This window comes from Leucobacter sp. NPDC058333 (assembly GCF_042726155.1).
Classification (GTDB): domain Bacteria; phylum Actinomycetota; class Actinomycetes; order Actinomycetales; family Microbacteriaceae; genus Leucobacter.
This window is the reverse complement of record NZ_JBHXHV010000002.1, coordinates 499962-521642: the sequence shown is the minus strand read 5'-3', so window position 1 is coordinate 521642 and position 21681 is coordinate 499962. Positions and strand designations below refer to the sequence as shown.

Below are 21681 nucleotides of genomic sequence, written 5' to 3'. Positions count from 1 at the left end.
CAGACGGTTACGCGTCCAGTCCTGCGTTCGATCCAGATCATCCCGCTCGCGCTGCCATCGAAGCCGGGTACGTCGCGGCACGACAACTCGTTTACGGAGAGCTGATTTCGCTGGATAATGCCCTCGCGAGCGTGCATAGCAGGCGGGATCTCGTGTAGAGATTAGAGCTTTCGCTGCGTACCTGATCCAAGAGAAGATCGTGCGCGACCCTTCAATAAATCCCACGTAAACCCATGACGAAGATATGGGGATCTACCAAGAGCCGGGACCTGGCCGGGACCTGATGCATGCAAACCATGCAATCCATGACGTGAAACAGGGCCGTTTGAGGGGCAGCGATGCCCGGAAAATCAAGGATCTGGCCTCAACCGTCTACCTGGGGGTCAAGGGGTCGCAGGTCCAAATCGGGTCAGTCCGACAGGATAACCTCAACGTGACGCTTGATTCATCGAAGCTCCGAGGTTTCCCAACTCGGCAACGCCCTGCCGGGCTTCTGCCCGCAGACCGTTCACCCCCTCCTGCGCAGCTCAGCCGCAACCGCCGCAACAATATCCCGGCTACGGGTAAGCGCAGCGATCTGATCGTCGAGCCTTTGCCGCTGGTCCTCCATAAGATCGGCGCGTGTGCTGTCGTCCATCGTGTTCCAGTTCGTCATCTGGGTTCGCATGCGACTGAGCGAGAGGCCGGCCTCGCGTCCGGCGAGGATCAGCTCGAGGCGTTGTCGTGCGGCCGGCGTGTAGTCCCGGTAGCCGCTGGGTGAGCGCAGGATCTGGCCCGGGCTGAACATGTCTCGCTCTTCGTAGTACCGGATGGCCGACGGGGCGATCCCGGTCAGTCTGGAGAGCTCGCCGATCCTCATCATTCTCCTCTTGACCTTCAAGTTACTTGAGACTTTAGCATCGGACCAGCGCCGCAATCGCGTCGTGTCACGTTGTTAAGGGAGCCGTATGTTCGTGCTGTTTGCGCAGGTCGCCGCTGTGCTGTTTGTGATCCGTCTGGTGCTGTTCGTGATCCTCCACCTGATACCCGGCGGCATCCATCCGGTTCGGGACACCGTGAGTGACTACGCCGCATCCACTTCGCCGGTGACGCGGGTGCTCTCGACGTGTTCGTCGTGGGCGGCTGCGGCCGGCTGGGCCGCCCTTGGGGTGAGTGTGCTCACCGAGCCGGAGTTCGGAGCATCGCGGGAGGGGGTCGGGATCTGGTTGATCGTGCTGGCCGCCGTGCTCATGATCATGCCGTGGGTGCCGACTGACGGTCCAGGTCAGCGCACGACAGTTCGTGGTCGAGTGCATCTGCTCCTCGCCGTCGCCTGGTTCACCATCGCCTATTCCACGATCGGTCCGCTCGGACGGCTGTTGGGAGCGGCTGGAATATCCGGCCCCGCGGATCTGCTCTCCGTCCTCAACGTGATCGCCATGATCGCCCTCATCGCGCTCGTCGTCTCGTTGATCGTGCGACCCTTGAAATCCCGCACCTTCGGAGTCAGTGAGCGCGTCTTCATCCTCGTGGTCACCCTCGCGCCGCTCGTCGCGAGTCTCGGTATTGCGGGGATCGTGGGCGGGTAGCGGGTGCAATGCAAGTCCGGATCGAAAATGTCGACGTCAACCTGCCTGAGTGGTCCATGGCTGCTGCAGCGAGTGGTCGAGCATCACCGTGGATATCGGCGGCCCGGGAACTGACATCGCGAAAAGCTGGGGCCATAAGAGGCCGCCTGAATCTTGCTGTTGAAGTTCGGCAGGCTGTGGTAGCTTTCGCTGCATGGCTGCGTTTGACAGGATCCTCAACTCGAAGTTTGTGGATCAGTATGGACCTTCGCTTCTGCCGTCGTTTGACTTCGTAAACACCAATGCGACGGCAGAGGTCGATCTGCCGGGTTCGCCCGAATCGGTGGTCGTAGGCATTCGCAAGCTGATTACCGAACTGGGCCACAAGATTGCGGGTGAGAGCGAAGACGGTCTTGGACTGGCTGTGATCACAAAGAAGACCCTGGTCAGTTGGGAAATCGCGACCGGGATCGAAATCACTCCCGCTGCGCAGGGTTCGCACGTGGTCATCTACATGGCAAACATGCCGGGCCGCCCGACTGCGCTACTGGACGGTGCCAAAAACAAGAAAGCAGCAAAGAAGCTCGCTGATCAGATTCGTGCGGGCGCCTAGTTCGGGCCGCTTTCCCGAGGGCTCCGAGCCGGTGCGTCTGCGCCGCAGTTGCACCTGCTAACCCGGCGCTGAGTCGGCCCCGAATCCGCGTCGCCTCACCGGCGAGTGGGCGTGGTGATACCTACGCGCGCGCCTCTGTTGCGGGGCCCGTGCTCCGCTTACGGACCTCGCGCAGCACGATCTGCTCCGGGCACACCGTGGAGAGGAAGTCGCCCACCGACAGGGCGAGTCGTTCGCCGACGAGGGAGTACAGGATGCGGTTCGCATCGCGTCTCTCGGTCACCAGTCCCGCCTGCCTCAGCACGCCCAAGTGGCGAGAGATTGTGGGACCGGTGGCATTGAAGCGCGCAGCGATTTCGCCAGCGGCAAGTTCGCCATCCTTGAGGTCCTGCAGAATCTGCCGCCGGGTCGGATGTGCAAGAGCGGCGAAGATGTCTGACCCAGTATCTGTCATGTTTGCAATATAGCACCTTTGCGAAATAGTGGGTAGCTTAATAGCTAATAAGCGAAGGAGATACACCATGCGAGTAGCCATTACTGGCGGGACTGGTTTCGTTGGTCGGCACCTGGCGGAACGGCTGAATTTGGCGGAGACCGTGATCGTGTCGCGGCGCACCGGTACCTCCATCTGGGATGTCGAAGCCCTTGCAGCGGACTTCGCCGGATGCGACGCCGTCGCTCACTGCGCGGGCATCAACCGTGAGGTCGGCGATCAAACCTTTGAGCGGGTCCACGTGGAGGGCACGCAAGCCGTCATCGAGGCTGCCCGTCGTGCGGGCGTGAAGCGGATCGTGATGCTCAGCTTTCTCCGCGCCCGGCCCGACAGCGGATCCGGCTACCACGACACGAAGTGGGCCGCCGAGGAACTGCTGCGCGCCTCCGGCCTCGACCACACGATCCTCAAATCCGGGATGATCTACGGCCCCGGCGATCACATGGTGGATCACGTCACCCGCGCCGTGCGCACGTTTCCCGTCTTCGCCACTGTCGGCCTCCGTGATCGGAAGGTGCGGCCGGTCCCCATTGCGGACGCCGTTGATGTGCTGGTCGCGGCGCTAGAAGGACGGATCACCGATCCGACCGTCGCTGTCATGGGTGCTGAGGAAATGGCGCTCGGCGTGGCCGTACGTCGGATTGCGGGCGTTGCGGGCCGTCACCCGCTCTACGTTCGCGTACCCGTGTGGACCATCCGCGCTCTCGCGCAGATCACCGAGTGGCTGATGGTCACGCCGCTCCTTGCCAAGGCGCAAGCTCAAATGCTCGCCGAAGGCGTGAACGAAGCAGCGCCGCCAACCCCAGAGCTTCCCGAGGGTCTGAAACCGTCGCGTCCGTTCGATGAAGCTAGTATCCGTGCGGCGATGCCGGACGGCCGATTCGGCCTCAGTGACCTCCGAATCGCTCCTGCACGTCGTGAGGCATACGCTTACTCACGAGAAGCGAAGACGCCCGGAGTGGCTGAGTAACGCCAGGCCTGCAAGGCCCGTAAGGTCCGCAAGGCCACGATCCCACGCCGCTTTTCTCCAGAATGTAAGCAGCTAAGGAGCCCCCACATGCCCCCGAATCGCATCATGCGCATCGACAGTGAGGAGTTTCGGGCGATGTCGGCTCGGGTGCTCGAGGTGACGGCGCTGACGTCGCGGTTGAATGTGCTGCCGTTCGACGATGAGGCGGGCAAGGCTCAGTTGTTTGAGCTGATTCTGGGGCGGCGGCTTCCGCCTGGGGTGACGATCTATCCTCCGTTCTTCACGGACCACGGGCGGAACCTCGAGCTGTCGGAGCGCGTGTTCATCAATCAGAACTGCACGTTTCTCGACTATGCGGGCATTCGGCTCGGAGCGGGCGTGATGATCGGGCCGAAGGCCACGCTGATCACGATGGGGCATCCGGTCGACCCGGGGGAGCGGCGGGGGTGGCTGACCGGCGCGCCCATCGATGTCGCCGAGAATGTGTGGATCGGCGCGGGCGCCATGATCCTGCCCGGCGTGAGCATCGGCCGCGACGCGGTGATTGCCGCTGGCGCGATCGTCGCCGAGGATGTTCCAGCCGCGAGCCTCGTCACCGGCCCGAAGGCGGGCGTGCGCCGGCAGTGGTGACCAGGATCGTTCGCGGGGCGTTACTTGCGAAGCGGGTTGATGCTGTTTTCGCAGCACTGGCGGTCGGTGCAGGTGAACTGTCGACTTGGATATACGAATCCAACGTGCCTCTGGATATCCGGGAAGCTCTCGATGCCAGAGACTATGGTTATGTCTTCAAATGAAACCGTGGTTTCGGTCGCAGGCGTCCGAAACCCGGCTGTGACGATGCCGGCCAGATTTGAGCAGGCCCGGCCGCATTTGAGGGGCGCGGTTGGAGTGTTATCGCTATTTTTTCTTGCCACGGTTTTCTGCGTCGTGTTCCTTGTCGTTGGCGATGACCAGGCGAGGCCTGTCGCGCTGTTGTTGACCTTCCTATCTGCCGGAGTGAACTTCATTTTGCTGATGGCCGTCAATATGAGCCGCCATATTGTTTGGCACGGCATCCGAATGAGGTCGGGTGAAGGGCTATGGATCGTAGGAGCCGGATTCTCTGGAGCAGTGCCGCTACTTGCAGGACTCTCCTTTCTGGCAGCGTGCGGCGTGTCAGTGTGGTCTCGAATTGCACCCGGCGTCAGTCCGCTCACTGGCCCCGCCGGAAAACTCGGCGGGTTAGTCGTGCTCTTTGCGATCGGCGTCGGTTGTATCGTCGGCGCAATGTTGAAGGCTTACCGTCCATCCGGTCTCCGCATCGAAGTTGACGGCATCTCGGCCCGGAAAGGTCTCTCAATCCACCGAATGAAATGGGGTGAACTGGAAGCGGCTTCGATACGGGTGTCGGGAAAACTGACAAGGCTTGAACTTCACCTAGTTGACGATTCTGTCGTTTCAATTCCCGCTATCTACCTCGGCTCGAACCCTTACTTTGTGGCGGAACTTCTCACCTATTACCTGCGTCATCCGGAGGAACGAACCTTGCTCGAAGATCCGATGGAGGCATTGCGGAAGCCGCTAGTGCTGGACTCACCCGCATGAGTGTCACCGTGACATTGATCCGGAAATGAAGTCCATCTGGTCTCGCTGCTTTACGCCGAGCAATGTCTTGCTCCTTCGCCGCATCATGCAGTTTGGCTTATTGGCCGACTCTCCGCGAAACGTTTCGTGCGATCTACGGTCCGTCTGACTACGATCCCACCCGGGCCCCACCGGGCAGTGGTGACCAGGATCGTTCGCGGGGCGTTAGACGTGGGCCGCGCCGACGCGCGTGTCATGCTATTGGCATGGACCTGGTGGTGTCGGACGAGCTGACGATTCCCGCCGCCGAACTCGGCTGGCGGTTCTCGCGGTCGTCGGGTCCGGGCGGTCAGCACGTCAATACTTCAGACAGCCGCGCCGAGCTCGTGTGGAATCTTGAGCGGTCGGCCGTGCTCAGCGATGAGCAGAGGGATCGGTTGCGGGCGCGACTCGGGCGTCGGCTCGTCGCCGGTGCGGTCACCGTCGACGCGTCCGAACGCCGCTCACAGCTGCGCAACCGAGAACTCGCCGCCGCCAAACTCGCCGCACTAATCGCGGAGGGGCTCGCCCCCGAACCGGCGCCCCGGCGCGCGACGAAGCGGACGAAGGGTTCGAACCATCGGCGACTCGCGGCCAAGGGGCAACGCTCGGCGACGAAGCAGGCGCGGCGGCGACCGACCGCTGAGTAGGGCGGCGGGATCGGCCAGGCACGCGTGTGCAACGCAGAACCCGAGGCCCGCGAGCGAATCGAGGTGCGCGAGGCACCGATCCTGCGCTGGGGTGATGGGCCGCAGCGGGCGACGGATCGCTAACCGAGTTCCGGATCGCGCCTAGCCTCGAGCGCCCCGCAGTATTTCGCGCGCAACGCCCCGTGCGACCTCGAACGGATGGGCGAACGTCTCCATGCCGACGGTCACGATTGCGCCCTCGTAGAGCAGCATCATGGTCTGCGCCATCGACCGTGCGTCGGTGATGCTCGCCTCGGTGCAGAGCTCGGCGAACAGGGTGAATAGCCAGGCCTTCTGGCGGGCAACCTCGGGAAACACTGGGTGGCCGTCGTGGCCGTCGCCGATCTCGGCGCGGGCATTGATCGCGCTGCACCCCTTGGGGCTGTTCTCGTCAGACCAGCTGATTGCCGCGTCGAACACGGCCAGCACTCGTTCCGTGCCGGGCTCTGGAACGCGCGCGAGGTGCTCGGCGACGTGCACGCGCCAGCGGGCGTCGCGGTGCTGTAGGTACGAGACGAGCAGCGCCTCCTTCGAGCCGAACCGGTCATAGAGCGTCTTCTTCGTGACCCCGGCTGCCTCGGCGATCGTGTCGACACCGACGGCGTGAATGCCACGCTCGTAGAAGAGCTTCGATGCGGCGTCGAGCACGCGAGTCGCGCCCGGCGTGAGTGGCGCGAGCTCGGGGACGGGAGCGTGTGTGAGGGATTCCTCGGTCATGGCGCCAAGTATACCTATCTGTATAGTTGCGCCCATGAGTAAACAGATCGGTATACCTCGGGTGGCGGTGACGGTGGTCGCCGCAGCGGCGTTTGTTCTGAGCTGGAGCTCGGGATTCGTGGTCCCCGCTATCGCGACGGTGGACGTTTCGCCGCTGACGCTGCTCGTCTGGCGCTTCGTGCCGCTCGCGGTGCTGCTACTCGCTGTGACGGCGTTCACCGGTGCGTTGCGAGAGGTGACGTGGGCGGAAGTGCGGCGGCAGTCAGCGATCGGGCTCTTCGCGCAGTTCGGGTATTGCACCGCGGTGTACGCGGCGATCGCGGGTGGGGTCGCTACCGGCACCACGGCGCTGATCGATGCCGTGCAGCCGCTCGTGGTGGCGATGCTCGTGGGTCCGCTGCTGGGGTTGCGGGTGCGCGGGGCGCAGTGGATGGGGCTCATTGCCGGGGCGGTCGGGGTGCTGCTGGTGGTGCGTTCGCAACTCGACGGTTCAGTCGCCGACCCGCTGGCGTATGTCTGGCCCGCGGTCGCGATGGCCTGCCTGGTCATCGGTACGTTTATGCAGCGCCGATCCGCTTCGCATACCGGGATGCACGTGACCGTGCTCGTGACACTGACGATTCACGTCGCGGTGACGGCGGTTGTTCTCGTGCCGGTTGCGGCGGTGTTCGGCGCGCTCGCGCCTCCCGCGTCCGGTTCGTTCTGGCTGGCTGTTGTGTTCGCGTCTGTATTTCCGACGCTCGGCGCCTACGGCCTGTACTGGTGGCTGCTGCGCCGCGTGGGCATCACCGCGCTGAACGCCCTGCTCTTTCTCGTCGCCCCGACGACCGCGGCGGCCGGAGCGCTCCTGCTCGGCGAGCCGCTGACGCTGGTTACCCTGGCGGGGTTCGCGCTGTGCGGAGCTGGGGTGGCGGTTGTTCTGGTGAGTGAGAAGCGTGAGGCGAGGAACTCGCGCGTCGGTGACCGCGAGCCGTGTGGGGTGGGGTCGGCTGGCCGGGGTGGTGACGGGCGCGCCTGAGCCTCCGGCGTGGTGGGCGCGTCTGCTGGTTCGACCTGGAGGCGACAGAAACTCCGCCTAAAACGGCCGTATGCACGGAGCTCCGAGGGGTGGGGGGCGGTCTCGGCCCCTACCCCTACCCCTCGCCCGCCGCGGTGCCGGTGTAGAAGCCGTACGTTGCGTTTGCCGCGCGCTGGGCCGTTTCGGGATCGGCGCCTGCGGCGACGTGCGCCAATGCCCAACCATCGGCGGCTGCTCGATAGAACGACTTTCCCTCGTCGGTGAGCGCCCACGCGGCCGCCTCGTCGGGCGCGAGCGATCCCTCGACCTCGCCGAGGTGCAGGGCCAGGCCGAGCATGCCGCCATCCCAGCCGACACCAGTCGCGCCCGGCCCGAAGGTCTCCCACATGCCCGCCGGAATGTCGCCGGCGCGCGCAGTGTGCTCAAGCTCGACGGTCGTGTGGTCGGGACCGTCGGCGGTGCACCGAATGGTCAGCCAGGTCACCCCGCCACCCATCTCCCAGGTCACGCGATAGCTCGCGGCACCGTCGGCGGGCGGGCTGCACTCGAGGATCTCGCCGCCCGCATTGCCCTCGAACTGATAGCGGCCGCCAAGCTGCAGCTCGCCTGAAACGGGGAGGAACCAGCGCGTGATGCGATCCGCCGTCGTTACCGCGTTCCACACGTCATCGATGCCGGCACCGTAGTGCTGCACGAGCGTCTGCACGTGAGCGGGTTCGCCGTCGATCTCATTGTCGCGCAGCGTGCGTGTTACGCCGGCAGTCTGTTGTGATACGTCAACCATGGGTGTCTCGCTTTCGTGGGGTGCGGTCGGGGAGCGGAGATGCTTCAGGGTCGCCCGCGAGCCGGCGCTGTCGCCTGCCGCGGGCGAGTTCGGTGTCGAGGGCTGCGAGCGGCCCACGCCAGAATTGCTCGAACGGCGTAAGCCAATCGGCCGCCTCGTGCGGACCTCGTGCGTCGACCGCATACAGGCGACGGGCGCCCTCGGGGCGCACGGTCAAAAAGCCGTTCTCTCGCAGCACGCGCAGATGCTGCGACACCGCGGGCTGGCTGATGCCAAATTCTTGGCGGATCACCTCAGCGACCGCGCCAGCAGGGGTCTCACCCTCGGCGACCAACTCGAGGATGCGTCGCCGCACGGGGTCTCCGAGAACATCGAGTGCGTGCATGCCACCATTGTTCACTCTTGGCTTATATAAGTCAAGAGTGATATAAGTAGCGAATCTCGCGAGTGCTATCGGGTGGCGGCGATGGCCTCGGCGAAGGTGCGGTCGAGTGTGCTGCGACGGTCGGCACGGTAGTCGTCATCGGGTTCGAGTTCGTCAATGTACTCTTCCCACACGCAGATGTATTCGTCGCGCCAGTGTTCGATCGTGGCCGCTGGCGGAAGCGTCGCGCCAAAATTCTTCGCCAAGAGTGTCAGAATCTCGACCTGGCATGGCAGCCACGCACCGGCGTCTTCGTCGGGTTCGAGAGACTCATTTTCGATCGCTGACTCGATCTCGTCGACGATGCCCTGCACGAAGTGCCCGAGCTGATCGAGCGCCGAGTCGTCTTCGAAATTGCCTGCTCCAGAAACACCCATAGGGGAAGCGTAGCGGGGCAGTGGCCGACGGTCGAGACCCGTCAGCCGGTGAGCGAGAACCCGGGCCCGACGCGGCTTCGCTGTCGAAACAGGGGGATCGCGCCGAGCATACCGATGAGCAGAACCACCCCGCCCCATCCCGGAGAATCGTTGCTCTCGCCGCTGGCAGCCATGGCGGAGAAGATCACGGGAACCAAGGATCCAATTATTCCGAGTGTGAGGAGCACCCGGCCAAACGCCAGCTGCCGCTGCGTGCTCGCGTCACGATTCGCCAAGCTCCAGGCCATCGCGATGACGGCGATCGCCACTATCGCAAGACCAATGAACCCGATGATGATTGCGACCACCACCGGGGCGTCCCCGGCCGATCCATCGTTTGGGGACGGCGGTGCAAACACCATGCGGGCAATCGACCACGGGGTGTCCACGAAGGAATCACCCGTCGTGTCGTGCTCGGTGAAAAATGGCACGATCAGGCCCGCCATCAAGATCACCGTAACAACGGCCGCGTACGCGTTCTCGAGCAGGCGCTCGAGTCGCCCCACCCGTTGTTGCAACGCGGTGAGCTCGGGTGTGCCTGGTTCGGTCATGGCTCCTCCTTGTCGGCGGTGCGCTTATTTTATGCGGTGTCCGGCCGGTACTCGAGGCCCCGGGGTGGCGCTCCTAGCGGCGACAGAAACTCCGCCTAAAACGGCCTCAGAAGCGGAGTTTCTGTCGCCTCTCCGGGGTAAGCGCAACCCAGCCAACCTCGAGGCGACAATAAGTCCGTGCATACGGGCGTTTTAGGCGGAGTTTCTGTCGCCTCCAGTTCCAGTTCCAGCTCCAGCTCCAACTCCAACCCCAGCCCCCACGCGGTACCTCGCCGCCTTCACCGTGTCCGGGACTCGGTCGCCCTTGCCCTGGAGCTTGTTGCGGAGCGTTCCCGGGGTGTATTCGGAGGGGTAGGCGCCGCGCTCCCGCAGCACCGGAATCACGTGGTCAATCACGTCTTGCCACGTTCCCGGCGTCACCGCGTACGCAAGGTTGAAGCCGTCGACGTCGGCCACTTCGACCCACGCCTGCAGCTCGTCTGCGATCTCCTCGCCCGAGCCGACGACAGTGGGGCCGAGCCCGCCGATCGCGTTGCGGCGGCCGAGGTCTCCGACGGTCCACTCGCGGCCGAGATCCGCCTCCTCTTTAAGATGCTGCAGTACCGACTGAATCGCGTTCGATTCGACGCCGGCGACGAGGTCATCGTCGGCGTACTGCGAGAGGTCGACGCCCATCCAGCCCGACATGAACGTCAGCGCGCCCTCCGAGCTCGCGTACGACAGGTAGTCGGCGTGCTTCGCCGCGGCCTCCTCCGAGGTCTCGGCCGTGATCACGGTGAGCAGCGTGTAGATGCGGGCGTCGTAGCGTCCGCGTCCGGCATCTTCGAGCGCGTCGCGGATGCGCTTCACCGTGCCCGCGAGCACCTCCTTCGACGGCGCCGCGACGAAAATCGCCTCTGCGTTCTCCGACGCAAAGCGCACCCCGCGCGGGCTCGCGCCGGCCTGGTAAATCACCGGGGTGCGTTGCGGCGACGGCTCCGAGATGTGAATGCCGGGCACGCTGAAGTGTGTGCCCCGGTGTTCGATCGGGTGCACCTTCGCCGGGTCGGTAAAGATGCCGCGTTCTCGATCCTCCACGACCGCGTCGTCCTCCCACGACCCCTCCCACAGCTTGTACAGCACCTCGACGTACTCGTCGGCGTAGTCGTAGCGGTCGTCGTGCGCGAGCTGATCCTCCTGCCCGAGATTGCGAGCCGCGCTCGGCAGGTAGCCGGTCACGACGTTCCAGCCGATCCGCCCCTGCGTCAAATGATCGAGGGTGCTGATGCGGCGTGCGAACGGGTACGGGTGTTCGTAGGCGGTTCCCGCGGTGATGCCGAATCCCAGGTGCTCGGTGACCGCGGCCATAGCGCTCACGAGCAGGATCGGATCGTTCACCGGCACCTGCGCGCCGTTTCGGATCGCCGCCTCGTTCGTGCCCCCGTACACGTCGTAGGTTCCCAGCACGTCGGCGATGAAGATCCCGTCGAACGTTGCGCTCTCCAGCAGCTTCGCGAGTTCAGTCCAGTAGCCGAGCGTGTTGTACTGGCGCGAGCGATCCTCTGGGTGCCGCCACAGTCCAGACGACTGGTGGGCGACGCAGTTCATATCGAACGCATTGAAGCGGATTTGGCGGGTCATGCCCCCATGAAAGACGACGCGGCGCACCCTGGCAAACATCGTCGACACTCACCGACACATTCGACGTGAGCGGTTCCGGGCCAGTGCCTCGGCACGGCGTCTACTCGGAGTGCGGACGCGGATCCGGAACTATCGTGTCGACCTGCGGTTTCGCGCTCGCCTGGGCCCGGCACCAGACCACAAACCCGATCGCTGTGAAGACGCCGTAGAACACGTACATCAGGCCGGTCGCGTAGAAGCCAGAGCTGAAAAGTAGGGGCACGCCGACGACGTCGACGGCGATCCAGATCAGCCAGAATTCAGTCCACCCCTTCGCCATACCGTAGGTCGCGAGCAGCGAGCCGACGAACGTCCACGCGTCGGCCCAGACCGGTTCCCACGATCCGAGTGCGCGGAAGAGGGGAGTCAGTGCGACGGTGCCGACCACCAGCACGAGCACCAGGCCGATCCGCGCGCCCGTGGGTGCCCAATGTGGGGTGATGCGGCCGCCGGTCGACGATGCCTGCCGCCAGCGCACCCAGCCGTAGACCGCCACAGCGATGAACATCACCTGGCGGCCGGCCTGGCCGAGCAGGTGGGGGAGCGTGTGATCCGGATTGAGAATCGACCCCAGAAACACCGTGAGCAGCAGCAGATTCCCGACGATTCCGACCGGCCACGCCCAGATCTTGCGGCGCATGCCGCCGAGCGCGCTCGCGAGACCGAACACGTTGCCGACGACCTCGCGCACCAGCAGCGTCTGGCCGCCGGGAAGCGTCCACTGCGAGTTGAAGAGCTCAACGAGCCAGTGCAGCACCGCCATGATCAGGCGACCACGTCGGGCATCGGGCGATCGTCGAGGATGAGCTGCAGCAGCGTGAGATCGAGCCACCGCCCGAACTTCGCGCCGACCTGCGGCATGCGCCCCACCTGCAAGAAATCGAGGCGCTTGTGCAACACGATCGAACCGAGATTGCTGCTCTCGACCGCCGCGACCATCACGTGCACTCCCGCGGCTCGCGCGTGCTCGATCAGAGATTCAAGTAAGGATCGGCCCACCCCTCTGCCCCGCTCGCCCGAGCGCACATACACGGAGTGCTCCACCGTGTGGCGGTAGCCGCTGTGCGGGCGCCACTGTGCGTACGTCGCGTAGCCCAGCACGCCGCTGTCGTCGACGGCGACGAGCACGGGGGTTCCGGCCGTCGCGCGGTCTGCGAACCAGCGCTTGCGGTCAGCGAGGTCGACGGTCTCTTCATTCCAGATCGCGGTGGTGTGGGCCACGGCATCATTGTGGATCGCCGTGATCATCTCGAGGTCGGCGCTCTCGGCGGCCCTGATGTGCACGTCAGTCATCGAGGGGGCTCCTGCCTGCGGTGTGGGCGTGTGCGCGTTTGTGCGCGTGTGGTTTGTGCGAGGTTTTGTTCGCACGGGTGACGTTAGCAGGGTTGTGGGGCGGTTCGGTTACGCGCGGTGCGCAGCTCATGTCGCCGACCCGCTCCAACGTCGTCGAGCCCCTTAGGTACCGCCGAGCCCCTCGCGGATTGTGTGTATATCGGTAGGGGTTCGGTGAGAAGGGAGGGGCTCGGCGAGCAACGCGGGCCCAGCGGAACTCGCGCGTTAGGCGCGGACGTGCACTATTCGCTCTGCTCGGCCCGCAGTTTCAGGTCAAGCAGGCGGGCGTCCCACTGTGTTGCGAGTGACGACATCCAGTTGGCGGCCTCGGTGAGGGGGGCGCTGCGCACCTGGAACAGAACCTCGCGGCCGACGCGCGCCGACTGGACAAGCCCGGATTCAGCGAGCACCGACAGGTGCTTGAGCACCATCTGTCGACTGATCGGCAGCTCTCGCGCGAGCGCCGATGCGCTCGCCGCAGGGCGCGTCGCGAGGGCTTCGAGCACGCTGCGGCGCGTCGGGTCGGCGAGTGCGACGAGCACGGATTCGACGCTCACTGTATGACCTGAACTCAGGATTCGGCGAGGCCGCGCAGCACGTCGAGCTGAGCTGTCCAGCCGCCGGAGTTCGCCTCGATTTCCCTTGCCTTGAGCTCGTCGGGAGCGTCCAGCTGTGAGAAGCCGGTCTCAAGCACTGAAACGCGGACCCCGTCGCCTGATGCTTCAAGAGTGAACTCGATCAGAGTGGTGTTATGGCGAGTGAGGTCCTCGCCCGGAAAGAGGCTTGCCCACCGAAACGACGCGTAGGTCATGGGCCGCAATTCGACGACCTCGACGGGAAAGCGCCCCCATTCCGAATCGCGAATCGCGACGCCGCCGACGGCGCGCACTGGCTCAGTCGGAGCGGCGACCGGTATCCACCACCCGGCGTCAGTGACGAGGCTCCATACCCGCTCGAGCGGCGCGTCGATGTCGATGGTGCGTTCGATTGAATCTTGCATGATGACTCCTCAGATCGGTGTGCAACCCAAGTGTTGCAGGTCGACGACTATCTTGCAACCCTTGGGTTGCGATTGTGGGTGTGGGCTAGTCGCGGTTTACCCGCGCGACGAACGCTGAGGCCCCTGATCCCGCGACGCGATCCGCCGCAATAGGCCGCCCAGACACCGCAAGCAGCAGAGAGATGGCGGTCGCGCGTACCTCGGGGCCTTCGCCGTGCTGGAAGTCGGCGTCTGTTGCGATCAGCCGCGAGCCGCGAGCCAGCTCTCTGCCGCCGCCTACTTTGATGCTCGTGGCGACTTGGTATCGCAGTGCTGTCGCGACGTGCGCGGGCGGGTAGTTGCGGACGATGCCGAGTGGCTGGCGAATGTCTTCACCGTGCACGAACGCCTCGACGAGTCGCGTCGCGAGCGCGGCAGGTGGAGTCGCGGTGCTGTCGCTGACGGCTCGGAACGAGGCGAGCGTGAGCGCAGGATCGGCTGCCCGCTCGCGTGCCACCCCGACAGCGTTGTCGCGGTCAAAGTCGAAGCGCGATGCGAGCATGCGGCGCACGAACCCGAGTCGCGTCGTTTTCGCAGAGTCGACGAGGTGCGCGAGTACGTCGTGCACACTCCATCCGGCGCAGAGCGATGGGGTACGCCACTGGGCGGGATCGAGGTGGGCAAGGTCTTCGATGAGTGCCCGACGCTCGAGGTGTACCGCAGGCCAGATCTCGGCGCCGACTCGCTTTCCCATAGAACTATTGAACCAGGGGTGCGGGAGGGTGTGCATGTTGAGCTGCGGCGCGCGGCGTTGCGCAAGCGATCCGCGTTCGGCAAGCCAAACTAACCCGCTCAGAGCTTGCCCAACGCAGATCACGAGCGCATCGCCCGCTCTCCGCGCCCCCGCCCCCCTCCACGCCCCGCGCGCCCCGAGGGTGAGCAATTTTCGACACTTCGCGGGCTGAAAGTGGCAAAAATTGCTCACCCGCGGAGGGGCGAACCGGGAGGGGCGAACCCAGGGAGGGGGCAGGGGCAGGGGCTAGATCTTGAGCACGCGGGGCATGCGGGCTAGGGACTCGGGCCTGTGGGAGGCCATCAGCACGGTGCCGGGGAACGTCGCGAGCGCGTTCGAGATCGCGCGCTCGGTCTCGGGGTCGAGGCTTGCGGTGACCTCGTCTACGAGCAGCACTCGGGGTTGTCGCACCAGCGCCCGCGCGAGGGCGAGACGCGCCTGTTGACCGCCCGATAGCGCCAGCCCGCCCTGCCCGATCTCGCCGTCGAGCGGCGCCCACGAGATTGCGCCGACGCATTCGAGCGCAGCGAGAAGATCCTCGTCGGGCAGCGAATCGGCACCGCGAAACAGGTTCTCGCGCACCGTGCCGTGAAACAGGGTCGCCTGCTGATCGACCACGGCGACGGCCCGGCGCAGCGCAACATCGTCGACGCGTTGCAGCGCAACCCGCGCGCCCGCGGCGTTGAACAGCTCTATCGCTCCCGCGTCGGGATCCCACAGTCGAGCCGCCAGTGCGACGAGCGTGCTCTTTCCAGAGCCAGAGGGGCCAGCGAGGCCGACGTGCTCACCGGGGAGCACCTCGGCAGACCACGCGGAGACGGCGCTGGTGTGGTCGTCGTACGAGAACGACACGGCCTCAAAGCGAAGCCCGAGCGCGCCGTCGGGCAACGGCTGGGCGTCGCCGTGATCGGCCACGACCGGCTCCCGCGTCAGCGCCCGGTGCACCCGGTCCGCGCTCGCCGCCAGCGGATGAAGCTGGGTCAGCGTCGTCGCGACCTCAGACACGGCCGAGACTCCGACAAGCGCGAGCGCGATCATCGCGGGCAACATCGCGGGAGAGAAGGGTGAGAAGGGAAGGGAGGGAGAGAGGGGGGTGACTGGCGAGGATCCGCCAGTCGCCCCCGCCCCGATTACCCCGGCAGCAAACGCGCTCGCAATCACCACCCCGACAACGGTCGCGCTCACGAAGACCTCCTGAGCGCCGGTGACGAGCTGCGCGAGTCGTTCTCGCCGCTGCGCGATCGCGGTCGCCCGATCGGTGGTGTCGAGCACATCGCGCTCGACGGCTCCGGCGAGCCCGTACGAGAGCGTCTCGCGGAGCGATCCGAGGGCGTCGACGACCTGCGTCGACAGCTCCGACCGCAGCCGCTGCTCCGCTTCGCCAAGCCGCCGAATCCGTCGCCGAAAGTACAGGGTGGTCGTTGCGATGAGGGCGCACCCCGCGGCCATGACGAGCGCCGCGCCCGGCAGCAGCACCGTCGCCGTGATCAAGGACGCCAGAAAAACCGTGACCGAAGTGCCGATCTGTGCGATCGTGTGCGCGTAGAAGAACTCGAGCTTTTCGATATCGTCCATCGCGACCGCGGCGGCGCGACCCGAGTGCTCGTGGCGTTTACCCGGAACGCTACGCGCGTACGAATCGAACAGGGCCATGCGCAGTCGAGCGAGCACCCGGTAGGCGATCGCGTGTGAGACATCCATCTCCTGCCAGGTGAGCACCGCGCGTGCGAAAACGAGCGCGATCACGACGACCCACCACAGCGGGCCGGGGGCCTCGCGCGCAACGACGGCGTGCCCGACGCCCCAGGCGCTCATCACCGTGAGCGCGGCGAGAGCCAAGGCGCTCGCCGTGCCGGTGAGGTAACTGATGAGCATCCCGCGGTACTCGGGCCGCAGCGCGGGGATGAGGGCGCGAAACGCGTCGCCGGATCGGCGGATCACCATGCCGGCACCCGGTCTAACCGACCGTTGTTGAGCCGCAACAGGCGATCTACGCCGTGCAGACTCTCGGGGCGATGCGTGATCATGACGACGATTCGATCTGCCGCTGCAGCTCTCAGTGTCGCCATCACCTCGGCAGCGCGGTCCGTGTCGAGCGCGCTCGTCGGCTCGTCGACGAGGAGCACCGGACGCCGCGTCAGCAATGCACGCGCGAGTGCGAGCCGCTGCCGTTGGCCGCCCGACAGGCTGAGGCCCGCTTCCGAGACCGCGCTGTCCATCCCGTTCGGCAGGCGCAGCACCTCGTCGAGAATGCCCGCCGCGCGGCACGCGTTGACGAGCTCGGGATCGCTCGCTGAACCCCAGATGTCGACGTTGTCGCGAACGGTTCCGGCGAACAGCACCGGTCGCTGAGACACCACAGCGATGTCGCTCGGGCGGAGCGGCGCCCCGTCGAGCTCCGCGGAGCCAGCCTCGGGCGTCAGAAACCCGAGGAGCACGTCGAACAGGGTCGACTTGCCCGCCCCCGACGAGCCCACGATCGCGGTGAGCTCGCCCCGGTGGGCCGTCAGATCAAGACCGTCGAGCACCGGTTCTGTCGCACTGTCGTACCGGAAGCGCAGCTGATTGACGCGCAAAGAATTGCTGGAGGAGCTGACGGGATTCGGATCGGCTGCGGGGGCAGCGCCGCTCGCGCAGCCGCCACCCGCGTCCCGCTCGCCCGCACCGGTTTCGAACGCCCCGAGGCCACGCAGCCCTGGAACCGCTGTGAGCCCCAGAAATCCAGCGTGCCAGTGGCGGGAGAGCTCCCGGATCGGTCGGAACGCCTCGGAGGCGAGCAGCAGGATCAGGTAGGTCTCGAGTGCTGGTGGTCGCCCGGTCGCGGCGTCCACGATTGCGACCAGGGCAGCCACGACGACTCCGGCTTGAATCGCGAAGTCGATGATTCCCGTTTCGGCGAGTGATACGCGCATCACCCGTTCTGTCGCGGTGCGCAGCGCCTCTGATCTGGCGTGTATGCGGCGGCGCGTGCCGGGCACATCGCCGAGTGTGCGGAGCGTCGCCATGCCGCGAAGCGCGTCGAGCAGATCGGCGCTCAGCGCCTCGTAGGAGTCCCAGTGATCGAGCCCGCGACGCGACATCAACCGCTTCCAGGCGAGCGGGCCGAGAAGTGCGAGGAGGAGTGCGATCGCGATCCAGACGCCCGCCCACAGATTCACGACCGCGAGTGCGATGACGACGCCCGGGCACGTGATAGCGAGCTGGGCAACGGCCGGGATGTACTTCGAAACGTAGGTGTCCGTGCCGTCGATGCCGTCGGTGAGTGCGACCCGCAGTGCCCCGTCTCGCGCATCGACGTCGCGCAGTCGTCGCGCAACGAGTGTGGATCGCACAGCGCGACCGCGTAACTCGCGACGAACTTTTCCGCCGAGGAGAGCCGCGACGGCGGACTGCGCTGTTCCGATCCCGACCCGAATTGCGGCGATGCCAGCGACCCAGACGAGCGTCGTGATGACCGCGGCTCCGTTTCCCGTGACCATCGCGCTCAGCGCAGCAGCGATCGCGACCGCCTGCGCGACGTGGCAGGCGAACACCAGCACGGCGAGAACGATGCTTCCGAGGAGCAGCGCGGGAAACCGCGACGCCTCCCGCCACAGCTCACGAACGATCATCATGCGGCAGGCTCCTCGGCTTCGGTGGCGCCCTCGAGAATGGCCACGGCGTGCATCATCCAGGTGTCGGATTGGGCTGCGAACCCCGACACCGGGCGGCATCGGCGGCGGCCGGAGCGTGCGGAGAGGTAGCACATGCGGGCGGCCGCGCGATGCGCGTGCCACAGTGCCGCGTACATCTGAGATGCCGTCGCGCGTGGGCTGATGCTCCACCCGTGGACGTGATCGGCGTGTGCGACCCACGGCTGCGCCGACAGCCTCGCGACGCGAACGGCTTCGCCCGAGGTCACTGGATTCCGCAGGTATTCGGCGATGGCCGGTGAGCGTCGACGAGCAAGCGCCCGCTCTCGAATCGGATCGGGGTGCAGCCGCTCGGGGAGCTCAATCGAGACCAGCGGAATCTCGGGCACGAGCCCGCGATCGAGCCACGCGGCTGTCTCTGAGCCGCGCGGCACCCCGAGCTCCGACCGCAATTCAGCGCTCGGTCCCAGACGGCTGCGCAGCCGACGGTCGAGTGTGAACGCGAGCGCTTCGTGGGCGTAGGCGGTGTCGGCGATCCACAACGGCCACGCGCGATGGCGGTACCGGCCGAAGCTGCGGCCGGGTTGCACGCTGAAGATCACGCGCGAGGATGCTTCGCTCCCGCGAGAGTCGCTCGTGTGCGTCGCACATTCGGCGTCGTCGCCGCGGCGGAGCAGTTGCGACCGCTCGTGATCGAACACGTAGCGGCCGGGTTCGAGACCGGCGACGCGGTCGCCGCCGACGACCACGTGGGTGTGCACCGCGTACGTCGCCCCCGCGGAGGGGATGGGTCGACGCAGAATGGAACTCTCGGCGCCGTCAGGGGTGCGGTGGGGCGCACCGGCCCGCCAGAGGGCACCGAGTAGGGAGCCCAGCACGCCCGCGTCGGCCACCGGTGTCGCACCGGATTCGAGCCACGCGTTCATGCGAGGGCCGGGCGGACGCGCTGATCCCGGATTGGTGTCGGTGAGCGCGCTCGCGAGCAGCGCCGGGAGCGGCGCCAGGGGCAGCGCCGGGAGCGGCGTGCGATCGCAGGCACTGGCGGGGGAGCCGGTGTTGTCGGAAACGGCGGTGCCGCCGACGCTGCGCTGCCGGCCAGCGTCAATTGTCGTGTTCATCGGCGGATCACATGTGCGGCGGCGGGACACAGGAGACTTCACCGGGTTCGCCTTCCCAGCTCGTGCGCCAGCCGCGGTCGAGCGCCGCGGCCCCGAAACGTGGCATGCCGAAGTAGGTGAACGCCGCGGGCGCGTTGGGCACGAGCCCGGTAACGAGCGTTCGCACGACCCGCAGTGGGGTGTGCCGCACGTCGTCGGTTGTCAGGTCCCGGGTGAACACTTGATGACCGTGAGACGCGAGTCGCTCGTAGACCTCGGTGATCGTGACTGACGGCACTTCTGCGATCGAGCGCACGCCCAGCGCGGGCGCTGTGAACCGGCGGGCCTCGGTGTGCACGCGGGGATCGAGCCAGACCTGCACGTGCGCGCCGAGATCCACGACGTGCTCGGATTGCGGGCCAGCCGCGTCGAGGTAGCTCGCATCGCTGCGGTAATCGAGGTACAGACCGCGTGCCATCATGCCCTGTTCGACGGCCCGAAACACCCAGCCGTCAGCCTCGGTGCACCCCTGCGTGAAGACCCAGGTGTGCACGGCCTCGAGTACGGCCTTGCGCGCGGCATGCGCGGGATCGCACGCGGCAGAAAACCCGGCAGCGTAGAGATTCCGGTGTGCGTCGTAAATCAATGCGGCGACTGCCGGGGCGAACTCTGAGGGCATCGCGACCAGTGATACTTCGAAATTTGCGCCGTCGAGATCGTCACGCAGGCCGGGAACGCTGTCGGGATCGATGCCGAACGTCGGGCCGTCGAGGTGCCACCACACCTCGAGCGCGTCACGCTCGATCACCTCGAGCACGCCTCGGTCTCTGGCATCGCTCGCGCCCTGGCCCGTCGCAATCCCCGCGTAGTTCAGGTGGTGCGTTCTCGGCAGCTCCCGAAACCGCGACTGGCGCCAGTTGAGATAGACGAGCGACGCCGGGATCCATGCGTCTGCGCCGTCGAGCCGTTCGCACCTGGTCCACAGCGTCGGAGTGGTTTCCGTCAGCGGAAAATAGGGAAAATGGGGGCGTTCATACTGCCACGCGGCGAATGCGGGGAGATCGGCGAGCGGGATCGGCGAGACCTCATCGGACAGCAGATCTGCGTAGCTCGCGATCCTGAACTGGTCGTCGGGAAGGTCGTGCGGCAACCAGTTGCCGCAGTACCGCTCGACGCCCTCAGCGATCGCGGCGATGCGCGCCACATCGGGCGCGTTGAAGGAGGTGCCGAGCGATACTCGATCCGCGGGCCATTCGCCGAGCTGTCGCGCATCCGAGACGGAGGCGGTGAGCGCGGTGTAGGCGCTTGGGGTGCCGGCCGGGTGTGGAACCTCGCCGACCGCGCGGATGATGCCGCACTCGGAATCAACAAGCGTGTCGATAGCTAGCTTGCTCTCTGGGGTCATGCTGCGTGTTCCTCTCGGTGCCAAACGCCCCGGCGCGGATCGTAGACCGTGCGTCGTCTGTGAGCGTGCGCGTCGTTTCGGCGTCTCAGCCACTCGTCGATGATGCTGCCGATGCCGCCGGTCGCTCGCAGCCGATTGCGCGCCGCCTCACTCTGCAGATCGGCCGCGAGGCGATGCCCCCACGGCCCGGTGACGAGCTGGCTCGGGCCCGACCAATCGCCCGCGAGTCGGTGGGCGTCAGCGTCGAAGTGGTCGTCGGCGCCCGTGATCACGAGGAGCGGCGACGTTACTGAACAATAGTGTGAGCGCACGTCGATGTGCGCCGCGGACCACAGCTGATTCCAGCGCTCGATCACGGGGACGGGCCAATCCCAGGTGCGCGCGGCGGCCGTGACCCCGAGCTGTGTGGCCTGTTTCACTCGGCAGGCGAGCTCTTCGGGCGGCAGCGGCGAGCGTGAACGCCGTGCGCTGCCGTGTTCGTGCCACCACGCGATTCGGTGCTCGAGGAGTGGGCTCCCGTCGGCTGCCCAAGCGGTCTCGGCGAGTCCGAGTGCGGGCACGAGCGCGATGATCGCGTCGGGGGCATCGTGCCCGCCGAGCACGGTGCCGCGGGCAGCCTCCAGTGCGGCGTCCGCGGCGTAGGAGGCTCCGAACATGACGATCGGGAGCGCAGGGAAGCGCGCCCGGAGGTCTGCAATCGTGCTCGCTCCGTCAACAGCCTCGTGTTGATACGGATGCCAATCTCCTGCGGAGCGATAGCGACCACGCACGTCTTGGATGAGGCAGTGGTATCCGCGGGTCGCCCAAGAGGTACCAATCGCCGTGTGCTGCTGCGCGTCGTAGGGGGTGCGGAGGATTACGATCCCCGCCGCGTCGGCGACGTGCCACAGCAGCCCACCCAGCTGTACGCCGCCTGATGTTCGTGCCCGGTGCGTCTCTGGTTCCACTGTCTCGACCATG

25 protein-coding genes are annotated in these 21681 nt (G+C 66.1%); 7 read left to right on the top strand and 18 right to left on the bottom strand.

Annotated features, from left to right (window positions below):
* Positions 1–508: 508 nt before the first annotated feature.
* Positions 509–859 (bottom strand): MerR family transcriptional regulator, encoded by a 351-nt coding sequence (locus tag ACFWHR_RS10255; RefSeq protein WP_382448209.1) that lies wholly within the window; start codon positions 857–859, stop codon positions 509–511.
* Positions 860–947: 88 nt separating this feature from the next.
* On the opposite strand from ACFWHR_RS10255, the gene ACFWHR_RS10250 reads away from it, so the two are divergent.
* Complete coding sequence (locus tag ACFWHR_RS10250; RefSeq protein ID WP_382448208.1) at positions 948–1568, top strand: DUF998 domain-containing protein; 621 nt, start codon at positions 948–950, stop codon at positions 1566–1568.
* Positions 1569–1761: 193 nt separating this feature from the next.
* Positions 1762–2160, top strand: coding sequence for a hypothetical protein (locus tag ACFWHR_RS10245; protein WP_382448207.1), 399 nt, complete (start codon positions 1762–1764; stop codon positions 2158–2160).
* 121 nt (positions 2161–2281) lie between these two features.
* Here the strand turns inward: ACFWHR_RS10245 and ACFWHR_RS10240 are convergent, their stop codons facing one another.
* Entirely contained in the window at positions 2282–2614 is a 333-nt protein-coding gene (locus tag ACFWHR_RS10240) for a metalloregulator ArsR/SmtB family transcription factor (RefSeq protein ID WP_382448206.1), read from the bottom strand.
* Positions 2615–2681: 67 nt separating this feature from the next.
* On the opposite strand from ACFWHR_RS10240, the gene ACFWHR_RS10235 reads away from it, so the two are divergent.
* The 4 genes from ACFWHR_RS10235 (at position 2682) to arfB (ending at position 5875) form a co-directional block, all read left to right on the top strand.
* Positions 2682–3623 carry an NAD(P)H-binding protein gene (locus tag ACFWHR_RS10235; protein WP_382448205.1) on the top strand — a complete coding sequence of 314 codons (942 nt, stop codon included), beginning with the start codon at positions 2682–2684 and terminating at the stop codon, positions 3621–3623.
* Between the two features lie 87 nt (positions 3624–3710).
* Positions 3711–4253, top strand: coding sequence for a DapH/DapD/GlmU-related protein (locus ACFWHR_RS10230; protein WP_382448204.1), 543 nt, complete (start codon positions 3711–3713; stop codon positions 4251–4253).
* Positions 4254–4403: 150 nt separating this feature from the next.
* On the top strand, positions 4404–5207 hold the full coding sequence (locus tag ACFWHR_RS10225) for a PH domain-containing protein (RefSeq protein ID WP_382448203.1): 804 nt from the start codon (positions 4404–4406) through the stop codon (positions 5205–5207).
* A gap of 245 nt (positions 5208–5452) precedes the next feature.
* Entirely contained in the window at positions 5453–5875 is a 423-nt protein-coding gene (gene arfB / locus ACFWHR_RS10220) for an alternative ribosome rescue aminoacyl-tRNA hydrolase ArfB (protein ID WP_382448202.1), read from the top strand.
* A gap of 141 nt (positions 5876–6016) precedes the next feature.
* Here the strand turns inward: arfB and ACFWHR_RS10215 are convergent, their stop codons facing one another.
* Positions 6017–6631, bottom strand: coding sequence for a TetR/AcrR family transcriptional regulator (locus ACFWHR_RS10215; protein WP_382448201.1), 615 nt, complete (start codon positions 6629–6631; stop codon positions 6017–6019).
* 34 nt (positions 6632–6665) lie between these two features.
* Between ACFWHR_RS10215 and ACFWHR_RS10210 the strand changes: the two genes are divergently transcribed.
* Complete coding sequence (locus ACFWHR_RS10210) at positions 6666–7649, top strand: DMT family transporter (RefSeq protein WP_382448200.1); 984 nt, start codon at positions 6666–6668, stop codon at positions 7647–7649.
* 115 nt (positions 7650–7764) lie between these two features.
* On the opposite strand, the gene ACFWHR_RS10205 is transcribed toward ACFWHR_RS10210, so the two are convergent.
* The 15 genes from ACFWHR_RS10205 to ACFWHR_RS10135 all read right to left on the bottom strand — a co-directional run bounded on the left by ACFWHR_RS10205 (position 7765) and on the right by ACFWHR_RS10135 (position 21680).
* The gene (locus ACFWHR_RS10205; RefSeq protein WP_382448199.1) at positions 7765–8433 is read right to left on the bottom strand and encodes an SRPBCC domain-containing protein; all 669 of its coding nucleotides are present in this window, start codon (positions 8431–8433) and stop codon (positions 7765–7767) included.
* Positions 8426–8818, bottom strand: a complete 393-nt coding sequence (locus ACFWHR_RS10200; protein ID WP_382448198.1) for an ArsR/SmtB family transcription factor — start codon at positions 8816–8818, stop codon at positions 8426–8428. The genes ACFWHR_RS10205 and ACFWHR_RS10200 overlap by 8 nt, the downstream gene beginning before the upstream one ends.
* Before the next feature lie 65 nt (positions 8819–8883).
* The gene (locus tag ACFWHR_RS10195; RefSeq protein WP_382448197.1) at positions 8884–9234 is read right to left on the bottom strand and encodes a DUF4259 domain-containing protein; all 351 of its coding nucleotides are present in this window, start codon (positions 9232–9234) and stop codon (positions 8884–8886) included.
* 41 nt (positions 9235–9275) lie between these two features.
* Positions 9276–9824: a hypothetical protein gene (locus ACFWHR_RS10190; protein ID WP_382448196.1), complete on the bottom strand. Its 549-nt coding sequence runs from the start codon at positions 9822–9824 to the stop codon at positions 9276–9278.
* A 192-nt stretch (positions 9825–10016) separates the two neighbouring features.
* Positions 10017–11444, bottom strand: coding sequence for an LLM class flavin-dependent oxidoreductase (locus ACFWHR_RS10185; protein WP_382448195.1), 1428 nt, complete (start codon positions 11442–11444; stop codon positions 10017–10019).
* Positions 11445–11544: 100 nt separating this feature from the next.
* Positions 11545–12246, bottom strand: a complete 702-nt coding sequence (gene pnuC / locus ACFWHR_RS10180; protein ID WP_382448194.1) for a nicotinamide riboside transporter PnuC — start codon at positions 12244–12246, stop codon at positions 11545–11547.
* Positions 12247–12248: 2 nt separating this feature from the next.
* Positions 12249–12776, bottom strand: coding sequence for a GNAT family N-acetyltransferase (locus tag ACFWHR_RS10175; RefSeq protein WP_382448193.1), 528 nt, complete (start codon positions 12774–12776; stop codon positions 12249–12251).
* A gap of 281 nt (positions 12777–13057) precedes the next feature.
* Complete coding sequence (locus ACFWHR_RS10170) at positions 13058–13372, bottom strand: ArsR/SmtB family transcription factor (RefSeq protein WP_382448192.1); 315 nt, start codon at positions 13370–13372, stop codon at positions 13058–13060.
* Between the two features lie 14 nt (positions 13373–13386).
* On the bottom strand, positions 13387–13815 hold the full coding sequence (locus tag ACFWHR_RS10165; protein ID WP_382448191.1) for an SRPBCC domain-containing protein: 429 nt from the start codon (positions 13813–13815) through the stop codon (positions 13387–13389).
* An 85-nt stretch (positions 13816–13900) separates the two neighbouring features.
* Complete coding sequence (locus ACFWHR_RS10160) at positions 13901–14548, bottom strand: maleylpyruvate isomerase family mycothiol-dependent enzyme (protein WP_382448190.1); 648 nt, start codon at positions 14546–14548, stop codon at positions 13901–13903.
* A 285-nt stretch (positions 14549–14833) separates the two neighbouring features.
* Entirely contained in the window at positions 14834–16531 is a 1698-nt protein-coding gene (locus ACFWHR_RS10155) for an ABC transporter ATP-binding protein (protein ID WP_382448189.1), read from the bottom strand.
* Positions 16525–18201, bottom strand: coding sequence for an ABC transporter ATP-binding protein/permease (locus ACFWHR_RS10150; protein WP_382448188.1), 1677 nt, complete (start codon positions 18199–18201; stop codon positions 16525–16527). The genes ACFWHR_RS10155 and ACFWHR_RS10150 overlap by 7 nt, the downstream gene beginning before the upstream one ends.
* Positions 18198–19337: a hypothetical protein gene (locus ACFWHR_RS10145; RefSeq protein WP_382448187.1), complete on the bottom strand. Its 1140-nt coding sequence runs from the start codon at positions 19335–19337 to the stop codon at positions 18198–18200. The genes ACFWHR_RS10150 and ACFWHR_RS10145 overlap by 4 nt, the downstream gene beginning before the upstream one ends.
* 7 nt (positions 19338–19344) lie before the next feature.
* Positions 19345–20721 carry a YcaO-like family protein gene (locus tag ACFWHR_RS10140; RefSeq protein ID WP_382448186.1) on the bottom strand — a complete coding sequence of 459 codons (1377 nt, stop codon included), beginning with the start codon at positions 20719–20721 and terminating at the stop codon, positions 19345–19347.
* A complete protein-coding gene (locus ACFWHR_RS10135) occupies positions 20718–21680 on the bottom strand; it encodes a CocE/NonD family hydrolase (protein ID WP_382448185.1) in 963 nt (320 codons plus the stop codon). The genes ACFWHR_RS10140 and ACFWHR_RS10135 overlap by 4 nt, the downstream gene beginning before the upstream one ends.
* Position 21681 lies beyond the last annotated feature (1 nt).

Bases quoted from the DNA above. Each gene is read 5' to 3' on its own strand.
- ACFWHR_RS10255 (WP_382448209.1), bottom strand. From the start codon at position 859: ATGAGGATCGGCGAGCTCTCCAGACTGACCGGGATCGCCCCGTCGGCC.
- ACFWHR_RS10250 (WP_382448208.1), top strand. From the start codon at position 948: ATGTTCGTGCTGTTTGCGCAGGTCGCCGCTGTGCTGTTTGTGATCCGT.
- ACFWHR_RS10245 (WP_382448207.1), top strand. From the start codon at position 1,762: ATGGCTGCGTTTGACAGGATCCTCAACTCGAAGTTTGTGGATCAGTAT.
- ACFWHR_RS10240 (WP_382448206.1), bottom strand. From the start codon at position 2,614: ATGACAGATACTGGGTCAGACATCTTCGCCGCTCTTGCACATCCGACC.
- ACFWHR_RS10235 (WP_382448205.1), top strand. From the start codon at position 2,682: ATGCGAGTAGCCATTACTGGCGGGACTGGTTTCGTTGGTCGGCACCTG.
- ACFWHR_RS10230 (WP_382448204.1), top strand. From the start codon at position 3,711: ATGCCCCCGAATCGCATCATGCGCATCGACAGTGAGGAGTTTCGGGCG.
- ACFWHR_RS10225 (WP_382448203.1), top strand. From the start codon at position 4,404: ATGTCTTCAAATGAAACCGTGGTTTCGGTCGCAGGCGTCCGAAACCCG.
- arfB (WP_382448202.1), top strand. From the start codon at position 5,453: ATGGACCTGGTGGTGTCGGACGAGCTGACGATTCCCGCCGCCGAACTC.
- ACFWHR_RS10215 (WP_382448201.1), bottom strand. From the start codon at position 6,631: ATGACCGAGGAATCCCTCACACACGCTCCCGTCCCCGAGCTCGCGCCA.
- ACFWHR_RS10210 (WP_382448200.1), top strand. From the start codon at position 6,666: ATGAGTAAACAGATCGGTATACCTCGGGTGGCGGTGACGGTGGTCGCC.
- ACFWHR_RS10205 (WP_382448199.1), bottom strand. From the start codon at position 8,433: ATGGTTGACGTATCACAACAGACTGCCGGCGTAACACGCACGCTGCGC.
- ACFWHR_RS10200 (WP_382448198.1), bottom strand. From the start codon at position 8,818: ATGCACGCACTCGATGTTCTCGGAGACCCCGTGCGGCGACGCATCCTC.
- ACFWHR_RS10195 (WP_382448197.1), bottom strand. From the start codon at position 9,234: ATGGGTGTTTCTGGAGCAGGCAATTTCGAAGACGACTCGGCGCTCGAT.
- ACFWHR_RS10190 (WP_382448196.1), bottom strand. From the start codon at position 9,824: ATGACCGAACCAGGCACACCCGAGCTCACCGCGTTGCAACAACGGGTG.
- ACFWHR_RS10185 (WP_382448195.1), bottom strand. From the start codon at position 11,444: ATGACCCGCCAAATCCGCTTCAATGCGTTCGATATGAACTGCGTCGCC.
- pnuC (WP_382448194.1), bottom strand. From the start codon at position 12,246: ATGGCGGTGCTGCACTGGCTCGTTGAGCTCTTCAACTCGCAGTGGACG.
- ACFWHR_RS10175 (WP_382448193.1), bottom strand. From the start codon at position 12,776: ATGACTGACGTGCACATCAGGGCCGCCGAGAGCGCCGACCTCGAGATG.
- ACFWHR_RS10165 (WP_382448191.1), bottom strand. From the start codon at position 13,815: ATGCAAGATTCAATCGAACGCACCATCGACATCGACGCGCCGCTCGAG.
- ACFWHR_RS10160 (WP_382448190.1), bottom strand. From the start codon at position 14,548: ATGGGAAAGCGAGTCGGCGCCGAGATCTGGCCTGCGGTACACCTCGAG.
- ACFWHR_RS10155 (WP_382448189.1), bottom strand. From the start codon at position 16,531: ATGGTGATCCGCCGATCCGGCGACGCGTTTCGCGCCCTCATCCCCGCG.
- ACFWHR_RS10150 (WP_382448188.1), bottom strand. From the start codon at position 18,201: ATGATGATCGTTCGTGAGCTGTGGCGGGAGGCGTCGCGGTTTCCCGCG.
- ACFWHR_RS10145 (WP_382448187.1), bottom strand. From the start codon at position 19,337: ATGAACACGACAATTGACGCTGGCCGGCAGCGCAGCGTCGGCGGCACC.
- ACFWHR_RS10140 (WP_382448186.1), bottom strand. From the start codon at position 20,721: ATGACCCCAGAGAGCAAGCTAGCTATCGACACGCTTGTTGATTCCGAG.
- ACFWHR_RS10135 (WP_382448185.1), bottom strand. From the start codon at position 21,680: ATGGTCGAGACAGTGGAACCAGAGACGCACCGGGCACGAACATCAGGC.